This is a genomic window from Zeimonas sediminis (assembly GCF_023721795.1).
GTDB classification, from domain to species: Bacteria; Pseudomonadota; Gammaproteobacteria; order Burkholderiales; family Burkholderiaceae_E; genus Zeimonas; species Zeimonas sediminis.
The window spans coordinates 1,924,095-1,945,134 of sequence record NZ_JAMQYE010000001.1; the positions used below are offsets into that span (position 1 = coordinate 1,924,095).

General features: G+C 72.4%; 15 protein-coding genes. 6 read left to right on the forward strand and 9 right to left on the reverse strand.

The annotated features are described in order from the left end of the window. The first annotated feature begins 44 nt into the window (after nucleotides 1–44). On the forward strand, nucleotides 45–602 hold the full coding sequence (locus tag M6I34_RS08985; RefSeq protein WP_272485354.1) for a cob(I)yrinic acid a,c-diamide adenosyltransferase: 558 nt from the start codon (nucleotides 45–47) through the stop codon (nucleotides 600–602). Between the two features lie 6 nt (nucleotides 603–608). Here the strand turns inward: M6I34_RS08985 and M6I34_RS08990 are convergent, their stop codons facing one another. The 6 genes from M6I34_RS08990 to M6I34_RS09015 form a co-directional block, all read right to left on the reverse strand. After that, nucleotides 609–1,196 (reverse strand): cyclic nucleotide-binding domain-containing protein, encoded by a 588-nt coding sequence (locus M6I34_RS08990; protein WP_272485355.1) that lies wholly within the window; start codon nucleotides 1,194–1,196, stop codon nucleotides 609–611. A gap of 50 nt (nucleotides 1,197–1,246) precedes the next feature. Further along, a complete protein-coding gene (gene aroG / locus M6I34_RS08995) occupies nucleotides 1,247–2,311 on the reverse strand; it encodes a 3-deoxy-7-phosphoheptulonate synthase AroG (protein ID WP_272485356.1) in 1,065 nt (354 codons plus the stop codon). Nucleotides 2,312–2,601: 290 nt separating this feature from the next. After that, nucleotides 2,602–6,516, reverse strand: a complete 3,915-nt coding sequence (locus M6I34_RS09000) for a DUF748 domain-containing protein (protein ID WP_472926568.1) — start codon at nucleotides 6,514–6,516, stop codon at nucleotides 2,602–2,604. Further along, complete coding sequence (tldD, locus tag M6I34_RS09005) at nucleotides 6,500–7,960, reverse strand: metalloprotease TldD (RefSeq protein WP_272485358.1); 1,461 nt, start codon at nucleotides 7,958–7,960, stop codon at nucleotides 6,500–6,502. The genes M6I34_RS09000 and tldD overlap by 17 nt, the downstream gene beginning before the upstream one ends. Nucleotides 7,961–8,003: 43 nt before the next feature. Next, the gene (locus tag M6I34_RS09010; protein ID WP_272485359.1) at nucleotides 8,004–8,846 is read right to left on the reverse strand and encodes a carbon-nitrogen hydrolase family protein; all 843 of its coding nucleotides are present in this window, start codon (nucleotides 8,844–8,846) and stop codon (nucleotides 8,004–8,006) included. 65 nt (nucleotides 8,847–8,911) lie between these two features. After that, nucleotides 8,912–12,874, reverse strand: a complete 3,963-nt coding sequence (locus tag M6I34_RS09015) for a YhdP family protein (RefSeq protein WP_272485360.1) — start codon at nucleotides 12,872–12,874, stop codon at nucleotides 8,912–8,914. A gap of 178 nt (nucleotides 12,875–13,052) precedes the next feature. Here M6I34_RS09015 and glnE point away from each other — a divergent pair, with 178 nt between their 5' ends. Beyond that, nucleotides 13,053–15,746, forward strand: coding sequence for a bifunctional [glutamate--ammonia ligase]-adenylyl-L-tyrosine phosphorylase/[glutamate--ammonia-ligase] adenylyltransferase (glnE, locus tag M6I34_RS09020; protein ID WP_272485361.1), 2,694 nt, complete (start codon nucleotides 13,053–13,055; stop codon nucleotides 15,744–15,746). A 36-nt stretch (nucleotides 15,747–15,782) separates the two neighbouring features. On the opposite strand, the gene M6I34_RS09025 is transcribed toward glnE, so the two are convergent. The 3 genes from M6I34_RS09025 to M6I34_RS09035 are packed head-to-tail and all read right to left on the reverse strand — an operon-like array spanning nucleotide 15,783 to nucleotide 18,122. Next, the gene (locus M6I34_RS09025) at nucleotides 15,783–16,127 is read right to left on the reverse strand and encodes an AzlD domain-containing protein (protein ID WP_272485362.1); all 345 of its coding nucleotides are present in this window, start codon (nucleotides 16,125–16,127) and stop codon (nucleotides 15,783–15,785) included. 28 nt (nucleotides 16,128–16,155) lie between these two features. Further along, nucleotides 16,156–16,905, reverse strand: coding sequence for an AzlC family ABC transporter permease (locus M6I34_RS09030; RefSeq protein ID WP_272485363.1), 750 nt, complete (start codon nucleotides 16,903–16,905; stop codon nucleotides 16,156–16,158). Then, nucleotides 16,902–18,122 carry an MFS transporter gene (locus M6I34_RS09035; RefSeq protein WP_272485364.1) on the reverse strand — a complete coding sequence of 407 codons (1,221 nt, stop codon included), beginning with the start codon at nucleotides 18,120–18,122 and terminating at the stop codon, nucleotides 16,902–16,904. The genes M6I34_RS09030 and M6I34_RS09035 overlap by 4 nt, the downstream gene beginning before the upstream one ends. Nucleotides 18,123–18,242: 120 nt before the next feature. Between M6I34_RS09035 and M6I34_RS09040 the strand changes: the two genes are divergently transcribed. The 4 genes from M6I34_RS09040 (at nucleotide 18,243) to M6I34_RS09055 (ending at nucleotide 20,985) form a co-directional block, all read left to right on the forward strand. Further along, entirely contained in the window at nucleotides 18,243–19,166 is a 924-nt protein-coding gene (locus M6I34_RS09040) for a branched-chain amino acid transaminase (RefSeq protein ID WP_272485365.1), read from the forward strand. 14 nt (nucleotides 19,167–19,180) lie between these two features. Next, nucleotides 19,181–19,384 carry a zinc-finger domain-containing protein gene (locus M6I34_RS09045; protein WP_272485366.1) on the forward strand — a complete coding sequence of 68 codons (204 nt, stop codon included), beginning with the start codon at nucleotides 19,181–19,183 and terminating at the stop codon, nucleotides 19,382–19,384. A 64-nt stretch (nucleotides 19,385–19,448) separates the two neighbouring features. Continuing rightward, a complete protein-coding gene (gene waaF / locus M6I34_RS09050; protein WP_272485367.1) occupies nucleotides 19,449–20,552 on the forward strand; it encodes a lipopolysaccharide heptosyltransferase II in 1,104 nt (367 codons plus the stop codon). Nucleotides 20,553–20,556: 4 nt separating this feature from the next. Beyond that, nucleotides 20,557–20,985: a YybH family protein gene (locus M6I34_RS09055; RefSeq protein WP_272485368.1), complete on the forward strand. Its 429-nt coding sequence runs from the start codon at nucleotides 20,557–20,559 to the stop codon at nucleotides 20,983–20,985. The last annotated feature ends 55 nt before the right edge of the window (nucleotides 20,986–21,040 follow it).

Sequence of the window (21,040 nt, forward strand, 5' to 3'; positions counted from 1 at the left end):
CGGCTAAACTCGAAGGCTTTTCCTCCCCCTTCAGGACCACCGAGATGGGACACCGACTCTCGCGCATCGCCACCCGCACCGGCGACGACGGCACCACCGGACTGGGCGACGGCAGCCGCACCGGCAAGGACAGCCTCAGGATCGCGGCGATCGGCGACGTCGACGAGCTGAATTCGACGATCGGCCTGCTGCTGGCCGAGCCGTTGCCCGACGCGATCCGCGACGAGCTTGTGGCCATCCAGCATGACCTGTTCGACCTGGGCGGCGAGCTCTGCATTCCCGGCTTCGAGAACGTCCACGAAGCGCAGGTCGCCCGGCTGGACGCCCTGCTCGAACGCCACAACGCCGAGTTGCCCAGGCTCCAGGAATTCATCCTGCCCGGCGGCGCCCGCACCGCGGCGCTCGCTCACGTGGCGCGCACCGTGTGCCGGCGCGCGGAAAGGGCGGTGGTGTCGCTGGGCCGGGAAGACGGCGTGCGACCGGTCTGCAGGCAATACCTGAACCGGCTGTCGGACCTGCTGTTCGTGCTCGCCCGGGTGCTGAACCGGGAGGCCGGCCGCGGCGACGTTCTCTGGCAGAAGGACCGGGTGAAGGACGCCTGAGGCGGCTCAGGCGTCGCGCGCCGCCTCGAGGTAGGAAACCAGCTTGGCGCTGGTCTGTCGCAGCCGGTCGGAGAGCAGCTGGACCAGCTTGAGCAGGATCTTGTTGCCCAGCGCAGGCTCCTCGCTCAGCACCAGCATCAGCGCGTCGCGCGACAGCACCGCAACCCGGCAGTTCTCGAGCGTGACGCAGGAGGCGAAGCGCGGTTCGCCGTCGAACATCGACATCTCGCCGAGCGCGTGCCCGACGTGCGCGACGGCGATCCGCGACGGATAGTTGTAGCGGTTGCGCCGCAGGACGTCGATCATGCCGTCCATCAGCAGCATCATGAAATCGCCGGGCTCGCCCTCGTTGATGATCGTGACCCCGGGCGGCGCCTCGTAGACGTACATGAAGCCGCCCAGCTTGCGGGTCTCGTCGATTTCGAGCCCCGAGAACAGCGGCGTGCGCGCCATCAGGCGATGGATCTCCTCGGCGTACTCGTTCGCCCGGCCGACCGGCACCAGCCCCAGCGCGGTCAGCCGCTCGTGGGGCGTGCGCGCCTGGCCGCCCGCCGGCGCGGTCTTGTCGGGGGCCGCCGCTTTCGTCGTCTGCATTTCCACCTCCGGAAGCAGGCCCGAAGTCTAAAGCACCAATGGGAACCCGGTCACTCCTCGAGCGCAAGCCTGCGCTGACGAACGGCATCGGCGAGGTGCTCGAGGATGGACGTGGTTTCGTCCCAGCCGATGCAGCCGTCGGTGATGCTCTGGCCGTAGGCGAGCGGCTTGCCCGGCACCAGGTCCTGGCGGCCCGGGTTCAGGTGGCTCTCGACCATCACGCCGAAGATCCGCATGTCGCCGGCGGCAAGCTGTCCGGCGACGTCCTTCAGCACCGGGATCTGGTTCTCGGGCTTCTTCTGGCTGTTGCCGTGGCTCGCGTCGATCATCAGCCGGCAGGCCAGCGCGGCCCCCGCGGCCTCCTTGCAGGCCGCGTCGACGCTGGCCGCGTCGTAGTTGGGCGCCTTGCCGCCGCGCAGGATCACGTGGCAGTCCTCGTTGCCGTTGGTCGACACGATCGCCGAGTGGCCGCCCTTGGTCACCGACAGGAAGTGATGGGGCTGCGAGGCGGCCTTGATCGCGTCGAGCGCGATCTTCAGGTTGCCGTCGGTGCCGTTCTTGAAACCGACCGGGCAGGACAGCCCCGAGGCCAGCTCGCGGTGCACCTGCGACTCGGTGGTGCGCGCGCCGATCGCGCCCCAGGCGATCAGGTCGGCGATGTACTGCGGCGTGATCATGTCGAGGAACTCGGTGCCGCAGGGCAGCCCCATCTCGTTGATGTCGAGCAGCAGCGAGCGGGCGGTGCGCAGGCCCTTGTTGATGTTGAAGGTGTCGTCGAGGTCGGGGTCGTTGATCAGCCCCTTCCAGCCCACAGTGGTGCGCGGCTTCTCGAAGTAGACCCGCATGACGATCTCGAGATCGTCCTTCAGCCGTTCGCGGAGCCCGGCCAGGCGCTGCGCATACTCGAGCGCGGCCTTCGTGTCGTGGATCGAGCAGGGCCCCACCACGACGAGCAGCCGGTCGTCCATCGAGTGCAGGATGCGGTGGATCGCCTGGCGGGATGCGAAGGTCGTGGCCGCCGCCCGATCGCCGATCGGGTATTCGCGAAGCAGGTGGGAGGGCGGCGCGAGCTCCTTGATCTCGCGGATCCGGACATCATCGGTGGTGACGGTCATGACGGGCCTTTGTTGACTGTGCTCTTCGGGATCGGCGCGGCGGCGCAAAAAAAAACCGCCGGGTTCGCCGGCGGTCTTCATCGGATTCGGTTCAGTCCTGCTTGTTACGAACGCGCTCCCGACTCGTCCCGCCGCTGGCGGAAAAAGCCGAAAAAATAAAAGAAGTAGAACGCGGTGCGATGCAGCATGACGGATCGAGTGTATGCGTTCGAAGCCCGGCGCGCAAGTCGGCCCGCGCGGTCGCGCCCGCAGCAAGCCGGCCCGCCGCGGGTCGGCGCGCGCCGGCCGCGCTACTTCAGGCTGAGCTCGACACCGGCAGCCTGCTCCGGGTCCGCGGCGCCGCCCTCCTTCGGGGCGGTCAGGAACAGCCGGCCGGGCTCGATGCCGCCGTCGGCAGCCAGCCAGTCCTTGACCGCCTGCGCCCGCCGGTTCGCGAGCTCGCGCAAGGCCCCGTCGGGCAGCGCGGTCGCCTCGACCAGTTCCTTCTGCATCGCCTCGGCGGAAGGCAGATCCTTCGGGGCCGGCGCCGGGACCCTGCCCATCAGCCAGGCCTGCGACAGCAAGGCCGGGCGCTGCTCGGCGGTGATCGGCAGCTTCTCGTCGGTGCCGGCCATCGCATGCCGGATCCGCTTGAGCCGCGCCTCGAGCTGGGCCAGCTGCATCGCCTGCCGATCGGCGGCGGTCCAGCGTCCCGCGACGTCGAGCTTCAGGCCCGGCCGCTCGGTCAGCGCCTTGGCGAGCGCGGCGAGCCGCTCGCGCGCCTTGTCGTCGAGCGCGGCCCCGGCTGGCGCGAAATCGAGCCGGGACAGTTCCTCGGCCGAACCGCCGACCAGCCCGGCGATCAGCGAGAACGGCGCGGCGACCGCCTTCACGATCAGGTTGCCGATGATCCGCAACACGATGCCGCCGATGCTGAACTGCGGATCGTCCAGGGAGCCGCTGATCGGCAGGCGCACGTCGATGACACCGTTGCGGTCCTTCAGCAGCGAGACCGCGAACAGCACCGGCAGCTTCAGCGCGTCGGGGCTCTCCACCGGCTCCCCGAAGGTGAGCTGGTCCAGCACGATCTGGTTCTGCGCGCTGAGCTGGCCGCTCTCGACCCGGTACTCGACGCTGGCCGACAGCTTGCCCTTCTTGATGCCGTAGCCGACGTACTTGCCCGAGTACGGCGACAGCGCCGGCAAGTCGATGTCGCGCGCATCGGCGCGCAGGTCCAGGAACAGCGGCTCGCCGATCGGGTCGATGCGCCCGGCGATCGTCACCGAGCCGGTATTGTCGATGCGGCCGTCGAGCTTCAGATCGGCCACCTTCCCGCCGCCCATCTCGCCGACCGAGCCGGCCAGCCCGGTCAGGTTGGCCGAATAGTTCGGCTGGATAAAGTAGTCGCTGAAGTCGACGTTGCCGTCGGCCAGCTCGATGCGCCCGATCCGCAGCGGCGGCGGGTCGGTCTTCGGCGGCGGCTCGCTGCGCGCGGCGGGCGCCTCGGCGGCCGGCATCGGCGGCCCGTCGTCGGCGAGCGGCGGGCGGCCGTCGGGCGAGCCGTCGGCAATGCCGGCGCCGCCGGCGGACGCCGCCGCCGAGGCTGCGCCACCCGCCGGGGCAGGCTTGCCGTTCGCGCCCCCGGCGTTCGGGCCCTCGATCACCTCCTGCAGGTTGAAGCGCCCGTTGGGCTGGATGACCAGGCGCGATCGAAGGCCGGCGAGCTCTATGTCGCCGAGATCCACGAACAGCGGCGAGAACGTGACCCGCGTGGCCGATAGCCGCAGCGATTTCCAGCTCAGCAGGTCGGCCGGATCCGCGCCCTCGCGGACCATGGCGGCCGGGATCGCCGCCGCGGCTTCCCGTTTCAGGCGCGCGTTCAGGTCCGTCACCGCCAGCGCGCCTTGCCAGTCGCCGCGCGGCTCGCGACCGGCAGCGACGGACAACCGGAGCCGGCCGTCGGCGGACAGCGCGCCGGAGGCGAGCGACGCGTTGACCTGGGGAGGCAGCCAGGGCTGGGCCGCAGGCAGTGGCAGCGACCGCGCCGCCAGGGTCAGCGAGACGGCGCCGGTGGCCGGCATGACGGTACCGCGCGCCGACAGCCTGCCGCCCTGCCCGACCGTGGCGGAAGCCGTCAACTGCACAGGCCGCTTCGAGTCGGTCGCGAAGTCGCGAGCCTCGACCGCGATCGCGCCGACGCGCAGCGGAGGGAAGCGCTCGCCCCGCACCGCCGCGTACTCGAGCACGACCTCGGAGCCGTCGATCTCGACCCGATCGACCGCGACCCGCCAAGCCTCGTCGTCGCCCGTCGGCGTCGCGCCGCCTTGCGAGCCGGAGCCGCCCGGGTCACTGGAGCCGCCCTTGCCCGCGCCTTCGCCCGGCGCGCCGGCTGCCCGCCACCAACCGGCGGCATCGAACGCAGCCGTCGCGTCGCGCCGAAGCGCGATCCGGGCATCGCCGAGCGCGACCGAGCCGACCGAAACGCTGCGCGAGGCCGGATCGACCGCGACCCGCTCGACCGAGAAGCCCCCCGCGCGCACGACTTCCCGCTTGCCGTCGGCGAGCGCGAGCGAGCGCACGCCCAGCTTGCCGTCGGTGAGCTTCCAGCCGACCGCCTGGCCGCCCGAGCCATCGGCGGCGCGAACCTGGAAGCGGGTCGACGCGGCGAGCTCGCCTGCCCGCACGTCGAGCGCGAGCGACGGGCCGACCAGCCAGGCCCACGGGACCGCTGGCACCTCGGCGAGCGACGCCTCGCCGTCGACCGCGAGCGGCGCAAGCGCGAGCTGCGCGCTGCCGGCCAGCATCTCGCCGTTGCCGCCGCGGGCCGAGAGCTTCAGCGCCGCCGGCTGCGCCTGCGGCTGGCCGAGGCCGCTGGCCTCGAACTGCAACGCGCTCAACTCGAAGCGCAGGGGCTTCGGCGAGAAGGCCCGGTCGTCGAACAGAAGCCGCCCTTCGTCGACCGCGATCGTTCCGATGAACCAGGACAGCCTACCCGCCGGAGAGTCGGCCTGCGCGGCAGGCGGGGCGCCCGCGCCAGAGACCGGCCGTGTCTCCAGCGCGCGCATCACCGGCTCGAGGAATCTCGCCTCGCCGGCGCGCCGCTCGATCGCGATCTCGGGCCGGCCGATCGCCAGCCTGCCGACCGAGAGCCGCGAGCCCAGCAGGTCGAACTCGACATCCGCGAGCTCGAGCGCGGGCAGCTTCAGCAGCGCGCGATCGTCGGGCTGGCGCAACTCCACGCCGCCGAGCCCCGCCTTGCCCCGCACGGTCACCTGGGCCGGCTCGCCCTCGGGCGCGGCGAAGGCCACGGTGAGCTCGCTCGCCAGCGCGGCCGAGACCAGCTTGACCGGCAACTCGGGCAGGTGCGGCAGCCAGCGGGTCAGGTCGAAGGACTCGAGCTTGACGGCGAGCTCGCCGGTGCGCGTGTCGGCGAAGGGCAGCAGCTGGCCGTTCGCCTGGATCGGCGCCCCGTCGAGCGTGAGCTCGAGGCCGGGCTCGACCCGGATCTCCTGGTCGACCGGCAGGCTCGACACGAAGGGAATTCGCAGCCCGATCGCCGTCGCCTCGTGCCTGACGTCGAGCTTGCGATCGTCCAGGCCCGCGCTGCCGTCGCGCAACTCGATGTTGGCCACCGAGAAGCGGGCGGGCCCCGTCTCCGGCGGCGCTTCCGGCCCGGGCGCGGCCAGCCGCTCGACGATGTCGGTGCCGTCGTAGACGCCGTCGGCGTCGCGCGCGACGAACACGGCCGGCTCCACCAGCACGAGCCGCTCGAGCACCGGCGCCAGGTGCCGCAGCGAGCGCCACGACAGGTCGGCCTCGAGCAGCGCGAGCCGCGCGTGGCTGCGGGCCGGCGCGCCCGCGCTGCCGTCGCTCTGCTCGCCGACCTTCAGGCCGTGCAGCCTGAAGACCAGCGCATAGGGCTCGATCTCGATCCGCTCGACGCTCGCCGGCCGGCCGGTCAGCTCGGCGAGCTGGGTCCCGATCGCGTCACGCAACAGCCCGGGCGCGACGAAGCGCAGCAGCAGCCCCCACAGCGCGACGAGCGCGACGGCCACCGCGAGCGCCCGGAACCAGCGGCTGCGAAGCCAGGATCGCGGCGCCGGCGGGCGTGCAATGGCCGGCGCATCGGCCGGCGCCTCGCCTGCCGGGGCGGACGCTGCAGCCCCGGGCGCCGCCGGCCCTGCGGCGGGCTCGGGCTGCCGCGCGCTGTCAGGCGGTCCCGCCAACGGTGAGGCCCTCGATCCGCAGCGTGGGCTGGCCGACGCCGACCGGCACGCTCTGGCCGTCTTTCCCGCAGACTCCGACGCCCGGATCCATGCTCATGTCATTGCCGATCATGGTGACGCGGGTCAGCGCGTCGGGGCCGTTGCCGATGATCGTGGCACCCTTGACCGGGTACTGGAGCTTGCCCTTCTCGACCCACCAGGCTTCGGAGGCGGAGAACACGAACTTGCCGTTCGTGATGTCGACCTGGCCGCCGCCGAAGTTGACCGCATAGAGCCCCCGGTCGATCGACGCGAGGATCTCGGCCGGATCGCGGTCGCCGTTCAGCATCAGCGTATTGGTCATGCGCGGCATCGGCAGGTGCGCGAAGGACTCGCGCCGCCCGTTGCCGGTGGCCGGCACCTTCATCAGCCGGGCGTTCAGCGAGTCCTGCATGTAGCCGCGCAGGATGCCGTCCTCGATCAGCACGTTGCGCTGGGTGGGGTTGCCCTCGTCGTCGATGTTCAGCGAGCCGCGCCGGTCGGGGATCGTTCCGTCGTCGACCACGGTGACGCCCTTCGCCGCGACCCGCTCTCCGATGCGCCCCGAGAACACCGACGAGCCCTTGCGGTTGAAGTCGCCCTCGAGCCCGTGGCCCACCGCTTCGTGCAGGAGAATCCCGGGCCAGCCGGGCCCGAGCACGACGGTCATCGTGCCGGCCGGGGCGGGCCGCGACTCGAGGTTGGTCAGCGCGGCGTGGACCGCGTCGTCGACGTAGCGGGTGATGACCGCGTCGTCGAAGTAGGAGAGGTCGAAGCGACCGCCGCCGCCGCCGTGGCCCTGCTCGCGCCGGCCGGCCTGCTCGGCGATCACGGTGACCGACAGTCGCACCAGCGGCCGCACGTCGGCGGCGATCAGGCCGTCGGAGCGCGCGACGAGCACCACGTCGTACTCGGCAGCCAGCCCGGCCATCACCTGCGTGATGCGCGGATCGCGCGAGCGGGCCAGCGTCTCGACGCGGCCCAGCATCTCGACCTTGGCCGCCGCCTCGTGGCGGGCGATCGGGTCGTCGGCCGGGTAAAGGAAGCGGCCGCGGTACGGGTTCATGCCGGTGGCCACCTTGACCCTGCCCGCGCCGTTGCGCGCGATCGTGCGGGTGGCGCGAGCCGCCGACAGCAGCGCCTGCTCGCCGATCTCGTCGGAGTAGGCGAATGCGGTCTTGTCGCCCGCCACGGCCCGCACGCCGACGCCGCGGTCGATCGAGTAGCTGCCCGACTTGACGATGCCTTCCTCGAGGCTCCAGCCCTCGCTGCGGGTGAACTGGAAGTACAGGTCGGCGTAGTCGACGCGGTGGCGGAAGATCTCGGCCAGCGCGGCCGACAGGTGGCTTTCGTCGAGCCCCGCGGGCTCGAGGAGGAGGCGGCGGGCCACCGCCAAGTGTTCGATGGAGGTGTCGATCGGTTTCATGGGGTTCATCCTACCCGAGCCGGCCGGCGAGCGCGCCGAGGCTTCAGAGCACGCGGTGCGACAGGGCCGGCAGCGTCGCGCGCACCCGCTCGATCCGCTCGCGGGCGATGTCGCCGACGACGATGCCCTCGCCCTCGGGCAGCACCTGCAGCACCTCGCCCCAGGGGTCGACCAGCATCGTGTGTCCCCAGGTCCGGCGCCCGTTCTCGTGCGTTCCGCCCTGCGCGGGCGCGAGCACGTAGCACTGGTTCTCGATCGCGCGGGCGCGCAGCAGCGTTTCCCAGTGCGCGCTGCCGGTGGTGAAGGTGAACGCCGACGGCACCAGCAGCAGGTCGACCGGGGCGAGCGCCCGGTACAGTTCCGGAAAGCGCAGGTCGTAGCAGACGCTGAGGCCCACGCGCCAGCGTGCGCCGCCCTCGTCGACGTCGACGACCGCCGGCGTGCGGCCCGCCTCGATCGTGGCCGCCTCGTCGAAGCGCTCCTCGCCGTGCTTCAGGCCGAACAGGTGGATCTTGTCGTAGCGGGCCACCCGCGAGCCGTCGGGCCCGTAGACCAGCGACGCGTTGAAGACCTTGCCGGGCTTCGGCGAGGCCAGCGGCACCGTGCCGCCGACCAGCCATATCCGGTGCCTGCGCGCCTGCTCCGACAGGAAGGCCTGCAGCGGGCCGTCGCCGTCGGGTTCGCGGATCGCGAGCTTGTCGCGGTCGCTGCGGCCCAGCATCGCGAAGTACTCGGGCAGCGCGACCAGCCGCGCGCCGGCGCCCGCCGCCTCGGCGATCAGCGGCGCGACGGCCGCCAGGCTCGCGTCGACGCTGGCTGCCGTGACCGTCTGCACCGCGGCCACCCGCAACGCGGCCGTCCCGTGGTTTCGCTGTACTGTCGTCATCGCTGTGTTCCTCTGTCCGGGTGCGGGCGGGCCGGCGCGCCTCCGGGCGCGACGCCCTCCCGAACTCAACCGCCGGGCGGCGGGGTTTCGATCGTGGGCCGGGACTTCGTGCTGACCACCGGATCGTCCCAGGAGCCGGAAACCTCGTACTCCCAGGCAAAGATGTCCTTCAGCGGCTCGCGCAGCAACAGCTGCGCGAGGAAGGTGCCGAGCCCGATCGCCGGGTTGGCCAGCGCCGCGTAGGCGAGCGACGCGAGGCCGGCGTTCAGCTCCGGGCGCACCTCGACCACCAGGTTCTGCTTCTCGGCGGCGAGATTCGCTTCGCCGGCGATCCGGACCTGCGCGGTGACGCCCCGCATCGAGAAGTCGTCGGTGCGCAGGATGCCTTTCGAGACCTTCGCGCTGGCGGAGATCTCGTCGAACGCGAACCCCTCGGCGAACAGGTCGCGGAAATCGAAGGCCAGCCTGCGCCTGAGCGACTGCAGGTTCAGCACGCCGATCAGCTTCGCGATGCCCGGGTCGGTCTTCAGGAAGTCTCCCTTGCCGAGCTTCAGCGCAAGGTCGCCACCCAGCGACGGATAGTCGATCGAGAAGGGCGAGCCGGCCCAGGCGATGCGCCCGGTCAGGCTGCCCGCTCCGGCCTTCATCGTGCCGGGAAAGCCGTAGATCTCGAGCAGTTTGCCGGCATCGCGGATCGCGAGGTCGAAGTCGAGCGACATGCTGCGGCGCTGCTCGCCGCGCGGCGCGCGCCAGTCGCCGCTGGCCCGCAGCGTCGCGCCCGCGTTCTCGACGCTCAGCGACTCGAGCCGCCACACCGGCGCCGCCTCGGCCCCCGCATTCACCGCCCTGAGCGCGAGACGGCCGAGCCGGCGGTCGTTCAGCACGAAGTCGTCGGCCGCGACGTCCAGCGCCGGCATCTGCTTCGGCGCCCGGTCGAGCAGCGACGCGACCTCGTCGCCGCTGCCGCGCGGGATCTCGAGCTTGCGGAACCGGGCGGTCAGCGTGCCGATCGGCTGCCCGGGCAACGCGGCCAGCCAGCTGAAGAAGCCGTCGACCTCGCGCGAGTGCACGTTGGCGCGCCAGAAGCCGCCACTGCGGGTCGCGCCGACCACGACCTCGTTCAGGTCCTTGCCCGCCAGCCGCAGCTCGCGGGCGACCAGCGAGACCTCGCTCGGCAGCAGCGAGAACGCCTGCCCCGCGTCGCCGGACTCGGCCTCGAGCGCCGGGCCGAGCACCGCCGCCCACGCATCGATGTCGACCCGGGGCGCGACCAGCCGGGCCGCGAAGCCCGCGGCCGGCATCAGCGGCTCGGCCGCCAGCGCGAACACGCCCCGCCTGACCCGCATCGCCCGCGCCCCGGAGTCGCGCTCTCGCTCGAACACCAGCCGGACGTCGTCGCGCATGGCGATGGTCAGCGTGTCGCGGCGAGCGCCCGGATCGCCGCGGGGCGCCGCGGCCGGCACGGTCTCGATGCGCAGCGGCCAGCGCTCGCCGGCCTGCTTGGCGAAGGGCGCCGGCAGGCTGCTCGACAAGCCGGAGAGGTCGGACTCGAGGCTCATCGCCACGCTCTGCCCGCGCACGTCGAGCGTGCCGCGCCAGGTCGTGGCGCCGTCGAGGGCACGCGTCAGCGCATTGTCGGCCAGCAGGCGGATGCCGCCGGCGCTCGCGCTGCCGCTCGCCCTGAGCGCGAAGCGGCCTGCCTCCGGCGTCTCGCCGTCGACCCGGACCGTGCCGCCCAGGAAGCCGCCGGACATGCCGCGCAGCGCAAGCGCCCGCTCGCTGAACTCCAGCGTGCCGGCGACCCGGGAGAACGGTGGCACCGCCGGGTCGACGACGACGTCGTTGCCTTCGAACCGCACCGCGCCGGCGACCCGGGTCGCGTCGACGTCGTCGAGCGGAATGTCGAGCTTCAGCGCGAGCTTCGCGGCGCCGGACACCGCGATGCCGCGGGTGAAGTCGTCGATGCGGTTGCGCAGCGGGCTCTCGTCGATGAAGCGCATCATGTCCTGCGCCGGCCCCTCGCCGCCGCCCTCGATCCGCAGCAGCTCCTCGCGAAAGTCGGCGATCGTCGCGCGGGTGCGGCCGAGCGCCACGCCCCACAGCCGCCCCGACTGCGCGTCGATGTCCATGCCAGCGCCCTCGAATACCAGGCGCCCGCCGATCTTCTCGATCGCCGGCCAGCCCGGCGCGTAGGCGAGCGTTGCATCGCGCAGCGCGGCCTCGACCCGGAACAGGCCGGTGCCGGGCTCGCGATACGGGAAATCGGCGAGGTCGCCGCGCAGCACGAACTTCACGTCGTCGGAGCGCCCCGCCCGGATCGCGCGCGCCACCCAGCCGCGCACGCCCTCGGGGATCTTGAGCGGCAGGTAGCGTGCGACCCGGGTCGCGTCGGCCCGGCTCAGCGTTCCGCTCAGGTCGACGATGCCGGGCCCCTTGCCGCCGCTGGTGTACCGACCCGAGACCTCGCCGGCGGCATCGGCGGCGGCGAAGCGGACCCGCTCGACGTCGACCTCGACGCGGGCAGGCGCCTGCGCGTCGGCAGGCAAGCGGCGCCACGACACCCGCGCGTCGAGCGCCTCGAGCGGTACGGCCGGGTCGGCGAACATTCCCGGGAAGCGCAGCACCGCCTTGCGGCCGGCCACCGCGAGCGTTCCGCCCGCCTCGTTCAGCGAGACGGTCCCGGAAAGGTTCCGGAAAGAAGGCAAGCCGAGCTCGCCGCGCGCCGGGGGCGGGGCGTCGAGCCCGAAGGACAGGCCGTCGAGACGCGCATCGGCCCGGTAGCGCAAGGCCGGCGTCGCGGCCGGATCGGCCGGGTCCGCTTCCCAGCCGATCGCGAGTCGTTCCACGTTTCCGTCGAGCCGCACCGCCGCGAGCCGCGCGCGCGCGGCCTCGGGCCAGGGCAACCGCCCGGCCAGCCCGAGCAGGCGGCCCGCGTCGAAGCGCCCGAGCACCAGCTCGCCGCCGAGCAGCCGACCGTCGCGGTCGAAGCGCAGCGCCTGCATCTCGCCGGGCACCGTTTCCAGGCGCAGGCCCTCGCCGCCATCGACCGACAGCCGCCGCAGGCGCAGCGTCGATTCGCCGTCGCCGCCGCGGCGCAGCTCCGCGTCGGCGTTTACGCTGGCGAGCGCGAGCGGGCCGTCGTCCAGCTCGAGCTCGGCGTCGACGGCGGCGAGCCTGACCAGTGCGTCGACCGGCGCGCCGCCTTCGAAGCGCGCCCACAGCTGTGCGGCCGCCCGGCCCCGGGAGAACGACGGACCCGACGGCGAGTCCTCGCCGAGCAGCGCCGCGTGCGACTCCCGCGCGAATCTCGCCAGCACGGGAAGCTCGGCCTGCGCCACCGACAGGTGAAGCTCGCCGCCCCAGCTTCGCCAGTCCCGGAGCTGCGAGAAGGCCGGGCGGCGGATCTCGATCGCAGCGTCGACGCCCGCGCCGATCCCCGGAGCCTGCGCCACCTTGATCGACAGCCGGTGCCGTCTTCCGACGGCCCCCAGCGCGAGGTCCGCGCCCTGCAGCCGCAGGGTGCGATCCGCGACCCGGTCGATCAACTCGAGGTCGATGCCGCGCAGCACGATGCGGCGCTGCGCGAAGAGCCAGTCGGCGGCGCCCGCGTCCTTCGCGCCGGCGCCGCCGCCGAGGTCCACCTCAACGCCGCCGATGCTCAGGCGGTCGGCGGCGTGCCGTTCGATGCGCAGCGAGGGGGCGTCGATGTCCAGCCGCGCGAAGCGCAACTGGCCGGTGGCGAGGCTGGAGAGCGACAGCGTGGCCCGGATGCGGTCGACCGAGAAGCCCGGCGTTCCGTCGGCAGCGAGCACCTCGACGCCCTCTACCTCGAGCGACGGCCTCAGGCCTTCGAACCCGGCGCGCACCGGCCCGATCCGCAAGGGCCTCCCGACCGACTCGACCAGCACGCGCTCGACGTACGGCACCCACAGGCCGGTGTTCGGCCACAGCAGGTAGCGCAAACCGAGGTAGCCGAGGCCGGCGACGAAATAGCCGACGACCAGGAGCCAGGCCAGCGCGCGGAGCACGCGAGTGCCGGCCGGGTGGCGGGCGGGCGGATCGAAGGCACTCACGTGGAAGGGGGCGAAAGCGACGGCGTCCGGTTTTGCGACAATGGCTCGTGGCGAGGGGCAAGCCCCTCTCGTTAGCATAACCGGCGCCTGCCCGCCCCGTGGCACGGCCGACGAATGGAGATTGCGGTCGATCATGCGGTTCGAAGCGGAACGGCTTTCCGGATTCTTCAGGCGCTCGCTGGTCGCCCTCGGCGCCAGGCTGGGCGAACAGGCGACAGGCGACCGGCTCGAGGCGCTCGTCGGCGCCCCGGTCGACGCGGCGGCGATCGAGCGGCTCCAGGACGAGGAGCTCGCCGACGGCGGGGTGTCGATCGAGACCGGCCTGCGGCGGGCGCGGCAGTGGCTGATGCTCGCGCTGATCGAGCGCGACGTCCGCGGCGCCGCCAGCCTCGACGAAGTCTGCCGGGCGATGACCAGCTTCGCCGGGCAGGCCACCGGCCGCGCGATGCGCGACGCCGCCGCCACGCTGGCCGAGCGGCACGGCCGGCCGCTCGACCGCGAGGGCCGCCCGCAGGACCTGCTGGCCGTCGGCATGGGCAAGGCCGGCGGCGACGAGCTCAACGTGTCGTCCGACCTCGACCTGGTCTTCGTCTTTCGCGACGAGGGCGAGACCGAGGGCGTCGACGGCGTGGGCCGGATCCCCTCGAGCGACTGGATGCACCGGCTCGCGCGGCGCACGATCTCGGTGCTGTCCGAGATCACCGCCGACGGCTTCGTCTTTCGCGTCGACACCCGCCTTCGGCCGAACGGCGACTCGGGACCGCTGGTCGTGCCGCTCGGCATGCTCGAGACCTACTTCTACGCGCAGGGACGCGAGTGGGAGCGCTTCGCCTGGCTCAAGGGCCGGGTCATCGCCGACTCCGGCGCGGCGGGCGCCGAGGCGCGCCGCGCCGACGAGCTGTCGCTGCAGAGGATCGTCGAGCCCTTCGTGTTCCGGCGCTACATGGACTACGAGGCCTTCGCCGCGCTGCGCGACCTGCACCGCCTGATCCGCCAGGAAGTCGCGAAGCGCGGCGCCCGCGACCCCGAGGCGATCGACGTCAAGCTCGGGCGCGGCGGCATCCGCGAGATCGAGTTCACCGCCCAGCTGTTCCAGGTGGTGCGCGGCGGACGCGACCCCGGGCTGCGCGACCGGCGAACGCTGGTCACGCTTGCCGCGCTGGCCGAGCGGGGCCTGCTGCCGGCCGACGACGCCGCGCGGCTCGACCGCGCCTACCGGCTGCTCAGGCGCACCGAGCACGCGATCCAGTACCGCGAGGACGCGCAGACCCACCGCCTGCCCAACGACCCGGCGGTGCGCGCCGAGGTCGCCGCGATGCTGCGCCTGGCGCCCGCCGACTTCGACGCGGCGATCGCCGAGGCGACCGATGCGGTCGAGGCGATCTTCGATCGCCTGCTCACGCCGACCACTGCCCCCGCCAAGGAATCCGCGCCGGCGGCCGGCGCGACCGGCGAGCTGGATCCGGAGGTGGCCCGCCGCTTCGAGGGCCTGCGTGCCGGCCCGCGCTACGCGGCCGCCAAGGCCACGACCCGCGAGGCGATCGAACGGCTGCTCGCCGACGCGGTGCGGCTGCGGACCGGCAGTGCCGGCCTGGTCAGGCTGGTCGACCTGCTCGAGACCGTGTGCCGGCGCCCAGCCTACGTGGCCTTGCTCGCGCAGTTCCCCGAGGCGTTCCAGCGCGTGCTGCGCATCCTCGACTGGTCGAAGTGGCCGGCCGAATACCTGATGCGGCATCCGGTGGTCCTCGACGAGTTGCTCGACGGCGAGCTGCTCGAGCCGACCGACTACGACGAGTGGGCGGCCGAGCTGGCCCGCCGGGTCGACGCGGCCCTGATCGACGGCCAGCCCGACGTCGAGCGGCAGATGGACATCGTCCGCGAGGCCCACCACGCGCAGGTGTTCCGGCTGATGGTCCAGGACCTCGAGGGGCGGCTCACCGTCGAGACGGTTTCCGATCACCTGAGCGACCTGGCCGACCGGGTGCTCGACCTGGCGATCCGCATCGTCTGGTCGCAGCTTCGGCACCGCTTCCGGGACACCCCCCGCTTCGCCGCGATCGCCTACGGCCGGCTGGGCGGCAAGGAGCTCGGCTACGCGTCGGACCTCGACCTGGTGTTCCTGTTCGACGACGACGACGAGCGGGCACCCGAGGCCTACGCGGTGCTGGCCCAGCGGCTCGCCGGCTGGCTGTCGACCCGCACCGCCGCCGGCCTGCTGTTCGAGATCGACCTGCGGCTGAGGCCCAACGGCGCCGCCGGGCTGCTGGTCTCGACGCTGTCGGCCTTCGAGGCCTATCAGCGCGAGTCGGCCTGGCCCTGGGAGCACCAGGCGCTGACCCGGGCGCGGTTCTGCGCCGGCGACCGCGCGATCGGCGAGCGCTTCGAGGCGATCCGTCGCGAAGTGCTGGCGCGGCGGCGCGACCTCGCCAGGCTCGGAGAGGAAGTCGTCGCGATGCGCCGCAAGATGCACGACGGGCATCCGAACCGCAGCGAGCTGTTCGACATCAAGCACGACCGCGGCGGCATGGTCGACATCGAGTTCATCGTGCAGTTCCTGGTGCTGGCCCATTCGGCCGACCACCCCGAGCTGCAGGCCAACCGCGGCAACATCGCGCTGCTGGGCATGGCGGCCGACGCCGGCCTGATCGAACCCGCTCTCGCCGGCAAGGTGGCCGACGCCTACCGCCGATATCGGCGGCTGCAGCACAAGCTGCGACTCGACGACGCCGAGTACGCGCGGATCCCGCCCGAAGAGGCGAAGGACGAACGCGAGGCGGTCACGCGCCTGTGGCAGACCGTGCTGGGCGCCGACCAGCGGCCGGCTTGAGCCGGCCGGGCCGCGAGGCAGGCCCGGGGCGTTCGCTCAGCCGAGCGCGAAGAAGGCCGCGACCCCGGCGGCCAGCGCGGCCAGCGCGTTGCGGGTGACGCGGCTGACGACGATCACCACGACTGCCGACAGCACGCGCGGATCGACGAAGCCCGCCCACGAGAAACCGGGGGCACGCAGGATCGGCTGGGCCAGCTCGGGTGCCAGCAGCGCGACCAGCGCGGCCAGCGGCGCGTAGCGCAGCGCGCGCTCCAGCGTGCCGCGCGGCAGCCAGTCGCGCGGCAGCACCAGGAAGGCGTTGCGCAGGCCGACGATGACCAGCGCGAGCATCAGGATCGTGGTCCAGATCTCGAAGGCCGGAAGCGAGATCGGCGCGCTCATGCCGCGCCCCCGCGGTCGTCGGCGCGGCTCATCGCGGCTGCACCCCGGGGTCGGGCCGGCCGACGAAGCGCTCGATCGCCAGCGCCGCCGCGACGCCGGCCAGGATCGCGAGGAACATGCCGAGCCGCCACGGCCAGTGCCAGCCGACGATCGCCACGAAGGCGCTCGCGGCGGCCGCGCCGATTGCCGCGCGCGACGCGACCATCGGCACCGTGATCACCAGAACCGCCAGGATCCCCAGCCAGGCGTAGCGCGGATCGGCCGGCAGGGCGGCCGCCAGGCCGATGCCCGCCAGCGAGCCGAGGTGCCAGGCGACCCACACCGGCGCGTTGTAGCTCATGTACAGGAAGATCCGCTGCGGCGGCGTCTCCCGCGCCCGCCGCATCTGGTAGACGGCCATGCCGGAGTCGCTCATCAGGTAGCCCCACATCAGCCGCTTCGGCAAGGGCAACCGGCCGATGTCGCGCGACACCGAGGCGCTGTAGACGATGAAGCGCAGGCCGGTGAGGATCGCGGTCAGCGCGATCATCGCCTGCGAGGCGCCGGCCGCCATCAGCGGCAGCGCCGCGAGCTGGGTGGTGCCCGAGTAGACGAGCAGCGACATCCCGATCGCCTGCGGCAGTGTGAGCCCGGACTGGACCATCGCGATGCCCGCGATCAGCCCCCAGCTGCCGGTGCCGAAGGCCGAGGGCAGGATCGCGCGCAGGGCCTGCCGCCGGTGCTGCCGCCTGATCCGCGCCACGCCGGGCGCAGGCGCCCGCCGTTGCCGGCGGCTCACGCCGCCACGGCCTTGGGCAGGGTGCGGCCCAGCCTCCAGCCCTCGCGCGTTCCGAGCCACAGCACGGCGGCCAGCACGAACAGGACCGCAGGCAAGGAAAGCAGGTTCAGGATCGACCAGCCGTTCACGAAGAGCAAGGCCCCGGAGCTGGCCGACGACGTGACCATCACGCCGAACACGCAGAGATCCATGAAGCCCTGGACCCGGTTCTTCTCGGAGGGACGGTAGGCCGACGTGAGCAGCGCGGTGCCGCCGGTGTACATGAAGTTCCAGCCGATGCCGAGCAGGATCAGCGCCGAGGTGAAGTGCATCAGCTCGACGCCCGACAACGCGATCCCCACGCAGGCCAGCATCAGCAGGCAACCGGTCACCACGATCTGCAGCGTACCGAAGCGCGCGATCAGCGCGCCGGTGAACAGGCCCGGCGCGAACATGCCGACCACGTGCCACGAGATCACGAAGGCGGCCGCCTCGTAGGGCAGGCTGCAGACCTCCATGGCCAGCGGCGTGGCGACCATCAGCAGGTTCATCACGCCGTAGCCGAGCGCCGCGCAGACGATCGCGACCCAGCAGGCCGGCTGGCGAAGGATCTCGGCCAGCGGCCGCGCCGCCTCGGCGCCGGCGGCTGCCGCCTGCTTCGAGACCGGCAGCCTGAGCAACTGGGCCAGCAGCATCGACAGGATCGCGAAGCCGACCAGCGTGAGGTAGGTGCCCGCGAACTGGGCGGGCAGCCAGCCGCGCGACCAGGTCGACAGCGTGGGGCCGATGATTCCGCCGGCGATGCCGCCGGTGATGACCAGCGAGATCGCCCGCGCCTTGAAGTCGGGCCGGTAGGCGTCGGCGACGTCGGCGGCGGCGAAGCGCAGGCTTGCGCCGAAGGCGTTGTACAGCCCGCACACGAAGGTGGCCAGGCAGAGCAGCCACAGGCTGCCCACGGTCAGCGCGAACCAGCCCAGCGCGGCGCCGCCGATCGCGACCATCGAGCCCAGGGTGTAGCCGGCGCGGCGGCCGAAGCGGCGCATGAACGCGGCCGCCGGCATCGCCCAGAAGGCGCCGCCCAGCACGTAACCGGTGACCGGCAGCGTGGCCAGCAGCTTGTTGTCGGCGAGGCTGAGCCCGGCCAGGCCGTTGACCGCGACCAGCGTCACGTTGTTGGTGAACAGCAGCGCCTGCATCAGGGCAAGCAGGCCGACCTGGAATCTGAGATTGGCGAACATCCGGCAAGTTTAGCCCTGCGCCGATCAGGGGCTAAAATAATCAGTTGCTTGAAAATTCCGGAAGCCGGCGGATCGGGCCGGCGCCCACGTAATCCGAAAGTTCCCTCTGGAGAGACTTCCATGTCGATGGCCGACCGCGACGGTCTGATCTGGTACGACGGCAAGATGGTCGATTGGCGCGACGCCAAGCTTCACGTGCTGACCCACTCGCTGCACTACGGGATGGGAGTCTTCGAGGGCGTGCGCGCCTACAAGACCGACGCCGGCAGCACCGCGGTCTTCCGGCTGGCCGAGCACACGCGCCGGCTGTTCAACTCGGCCAAGATCTTCCAGATGAAGCTGCCCTTCTCGTTCGACGAGATCGTGCAGGCGCAGAAGGACGTGGTGAAGGCCAACAAGCTCGAGTCCTGCTACATCCGCCCGATCGCCTGGATCGGCTCGGAGAAGCTGGGCGTTTCGCCGCGGGGCAACACGATCCACGTGGCGATCGCGGCCTGGGCCTGGGGCGCCTACCTCGGCGAGGAAGGCCTGGCCAAGGGCATCCGCGTCAAGACCTCGTCGTTCACCCGGCACCACGTCAACGTGTCGCTGGTGCGCGCCAAGGCGAGCGGCTACTACATCAACTCGATCCTGGCCAACCAGGAGGTCACCGCCCACGGTTACGACGAGGCCCTGCTGCTCGACACCGAGGGCTACGTGTCCGAGGGCGCCGGCGAGAACGTCTTCATCGTGAAGGACGGCGTGCTGTACACGCCCGACCTGGCCTCCTGCCTCGACGGCATCACCCGCAACTCGGTGATCCAGATCGCGAAGGACCAGGGCATCGAGGTGCGCGAGAAGCGGATCACCCGCGACGAGATGTACTGCGCCGACGAGGCCTTCTTCACCGGCACCGCCGCCGAGGTCACGCCGATCCGCGAGCTCGACGACCGCCCGATCGGCGAAGGCCGTCGCGGCCCGGTCACCGAGAAGCTGCAGTCCACCTTCTTCGACATCGTGGCCGGGCGCAACCCGAAGTACGCCGGCTGGCTGTCGCCGGTCTGACGGAGGGCGCAGCGATGTCCGCCGCCACCGAAAGCCCCGCCGTCGTCGAGGTCGAGGGCAAGGACCTTCCGGTCCACTGCCCGAACCCGAAGATGCCGGTCTGGTCGTCGCACCCGCGCGTGTTCCTCGACATCGTCCACACCGGCGAGGCCAAGTGCCCGTACTGCGGCACGCTGTACCGGCTGCGCCCGGGCACGGTGATCAAGGGCCATCACTGAACGGGCGGGCCGCCGCCGGAGTCCCGGCGCCCGCGGCCTGCCCGTCCGCCTTCGCGGCCCCGTCATGCTCACGCTGATCGTCGCCCCGAACTGGATCGGCGACGCGGTGATGGCCCAGCCGCTGCTGGCGACACTGCGGCGGCAGCAGCCCGAGCAGCGCATCCATGCGCTGTGCCCGCCGCACATCGCCCCGGTCTTCGCCGCGATGCCCGAGGTCGACTCGGTCGTCGAATCGCCCAACGTCCACGGAAAGCTCGACCTGGCCGCCCGCTGGCGGCTGGGCCGCGCGCTGCGGGCGAGCGGCTACGACCGCGCGATCGTGCTGCCCAACTCGGCCAAGTCGGCGCTGGTGCCCTGGTTCGCCGGAATCCCCGAACGGATCGGCTATCGGGGCGAGGCGCGCAGCCTGCTGCTGAACCGGGTCCACGAGGACCGGCCGGGCCGGCGCGGCCAAGCCTCGGGCAGCGGGCGCGGCCCAGGGGCGGGCAGCGGGCGCGGCCCGCGGGCGAGCGGCGCGCGCGGCGCCCCGGAGCGGCCGCCGATGGTCGAGCACTACGCCGCGCTGGCCTGGGCGCCCGGCCAGGCCCCCGAAGGCCCCGCGCCGGACCCTCGCCTGGCGATCGACCCGGCGCTCGCGCGCGCCGCCCGGGAGCGCCTGGGCCTTCCGATCGACGCGCCGCTGTACGCGCTCTGCCCGGGCGCCGAATACGGCCCGGCCAAGCGCTGGCCGGCCCGGCACTACGCGGCACTGGCCGGGCTGATCCGGGCCGACGAACCGGCCGCGGCGGTCGTCGTGCTCGGCGGCCCGAAGGACCGGCCGGTCGGCGACGAGATCGCGGCGCTCGCTCGAACGCCGGTGCGCAACCTGTGCGGAGAGACCACGCTGGCCGAGGCGATGGCGCTGCTCTCGCAGGCAGCCGGCGTGGCGTCGAACGACTCCGGCCTGATGCACGTGGCGGCCGCCTTCGACCGGCCGATGGTCGCGCTGTTCGGGTCCTCGGACCCTCGGCACACGCCGCCGCGGTCCCGGCACGCCCGGGTCGAGTGGCTGCATCTCGACTGCAGCCCCTGCTTCGAACGAGAATGCCCGTTCGGGCATCTCGACTGCCTCGAGCGGATCGAGCCCGCGCGGGCGATGCGCTCGCTCAAAGATGCAATGGAAGGCTGACCCGATGCGCCGCACCCCCTTGTTCGACACCGCAGAATCGGTCGAAGAGGCTTTCTACGACGCGATGCGACGCGGCGACCTGCCGGCGATGATGAGCCTCTGGTCGAGCGACGACGAGGTCGTCTGCATCCATCCGGGCAGCGCACGGCTGACCGGACTCGACGCGATCCGCGCCTCGTGGGAATCGATCTTCTCGGGCGGAGGCGTGGCCGTGCGCACGCGCGACGCGGTCGTGCAGAGCAGCGGCGTCGTCTCGGTGCACAACCTGGTCGAGCAGGTCACGATCACCGGCCGGATGGGCAGCCAGGTCGTCGAGTGCGTGGTCACCAACGTCTACGCGAAGACCGCGGCCGGCTGGCGGATCGTGCTGCACCACGGCTCGCCCGCCGCCGAGGTCGAGCCCTCCGCGCCGGCCGGCGCCGTGCTGCACTGATGGCCGCGCGCGCCCCGCGGGCGCAGGGTCCGGGACCGGGCGCGGGCGCCGCAGG

What these genes read in the sequence shown, in the direction of transcription:
- M6I34_RS08985 (WP_272485354.1), top strand. Translation starts at nt 45, where the DNA reads ATGGGACACCGACTCTCGCGCATCGCCACCCGCACCGGCGACGACGGC.
- M6I34_RS08990 (WP_272485355.1), bottom strand. Translation starts at nt 1,196, where the DNA reads ATGCAGACGACGAAAGCGGCGGCCCCCGACAAGACCGCGCCGGCGGGC.
- aroG (WP_272485356.1), bottom strand. Translation starts at nt 2,311, where the DNA reads ATGACCGTCACCACCGATGATGTCCGGATCCGCGAGATCAAGGAGCTC.
- tldD (WP_272485358.1), bottom strand. Translation starts at nt 7,960, where the DNA reads ATGAAACCGATCGACACCTCCATCGAACACTTGGCGGTGGCCCGCCGC.
- M6I34_RS09010 (WP_272485359.1), bottom strand. Translation starts at nt 8,846, where the DNA reads ATGACGACAGTACAGCGAAACCACGGGACGGCCGCGTTGCGGGTGGCC.
- glnE (WP_272485361.1), top strand. Translation starts at nt 13,053, where the DNA reads ATGCGGTTCGAAGCGGAACGGCTTTCCGGATTCTTCAGGCGCTCGCTG.
- M6I34_RS09025 (WP_272485362.1), bottom strand. Translation starts at nt 16,127, where the DNA reads ATGAGCGCGCCGATCTCGCTTCCGGCCTTCGAGATCTGGACCACGATC.
- M6I34_RS09035 (WP_272485364.1), bottom strand. Translation starts at nt 18,122, where the DNA reads ATGTTCGCCAATCTCAGATTCCAGGTCGGCCTGCTTGCCCTGATGCAG.
- M6I34_RS09040 (WP_272485365.1), top strand. Translation starts at nt 18,243, where the DNA reads ATGTCGATGGCCGACCGCGACGGTCTGATCTGGTACGACGGCAAGATG.
- M6I34_RS09045 (WP_272485366.1), top strand. Translation starts at nt 19,181, where the DNA reads ATGTCCGCCGCCACCGAAAGCCCCGCCGTCGTCGAGGTCGAGGGCAAG.
- waaF (WP_272485367.1), top strand. Translation starts at nt 19,449, where the DNA reads ATGCTCACGCTGATCGTCGCCCCGAACTGGATCGGCGACGCGGTGATG.
- M6I34_RS09055 (WP_272485368.1), top strand. Translation starts at nt 20,557, where the DNA reads ATGCGCCGCACCCCCTTGTTCGACACCGCAGAATCGGTCGAAGAGGCT.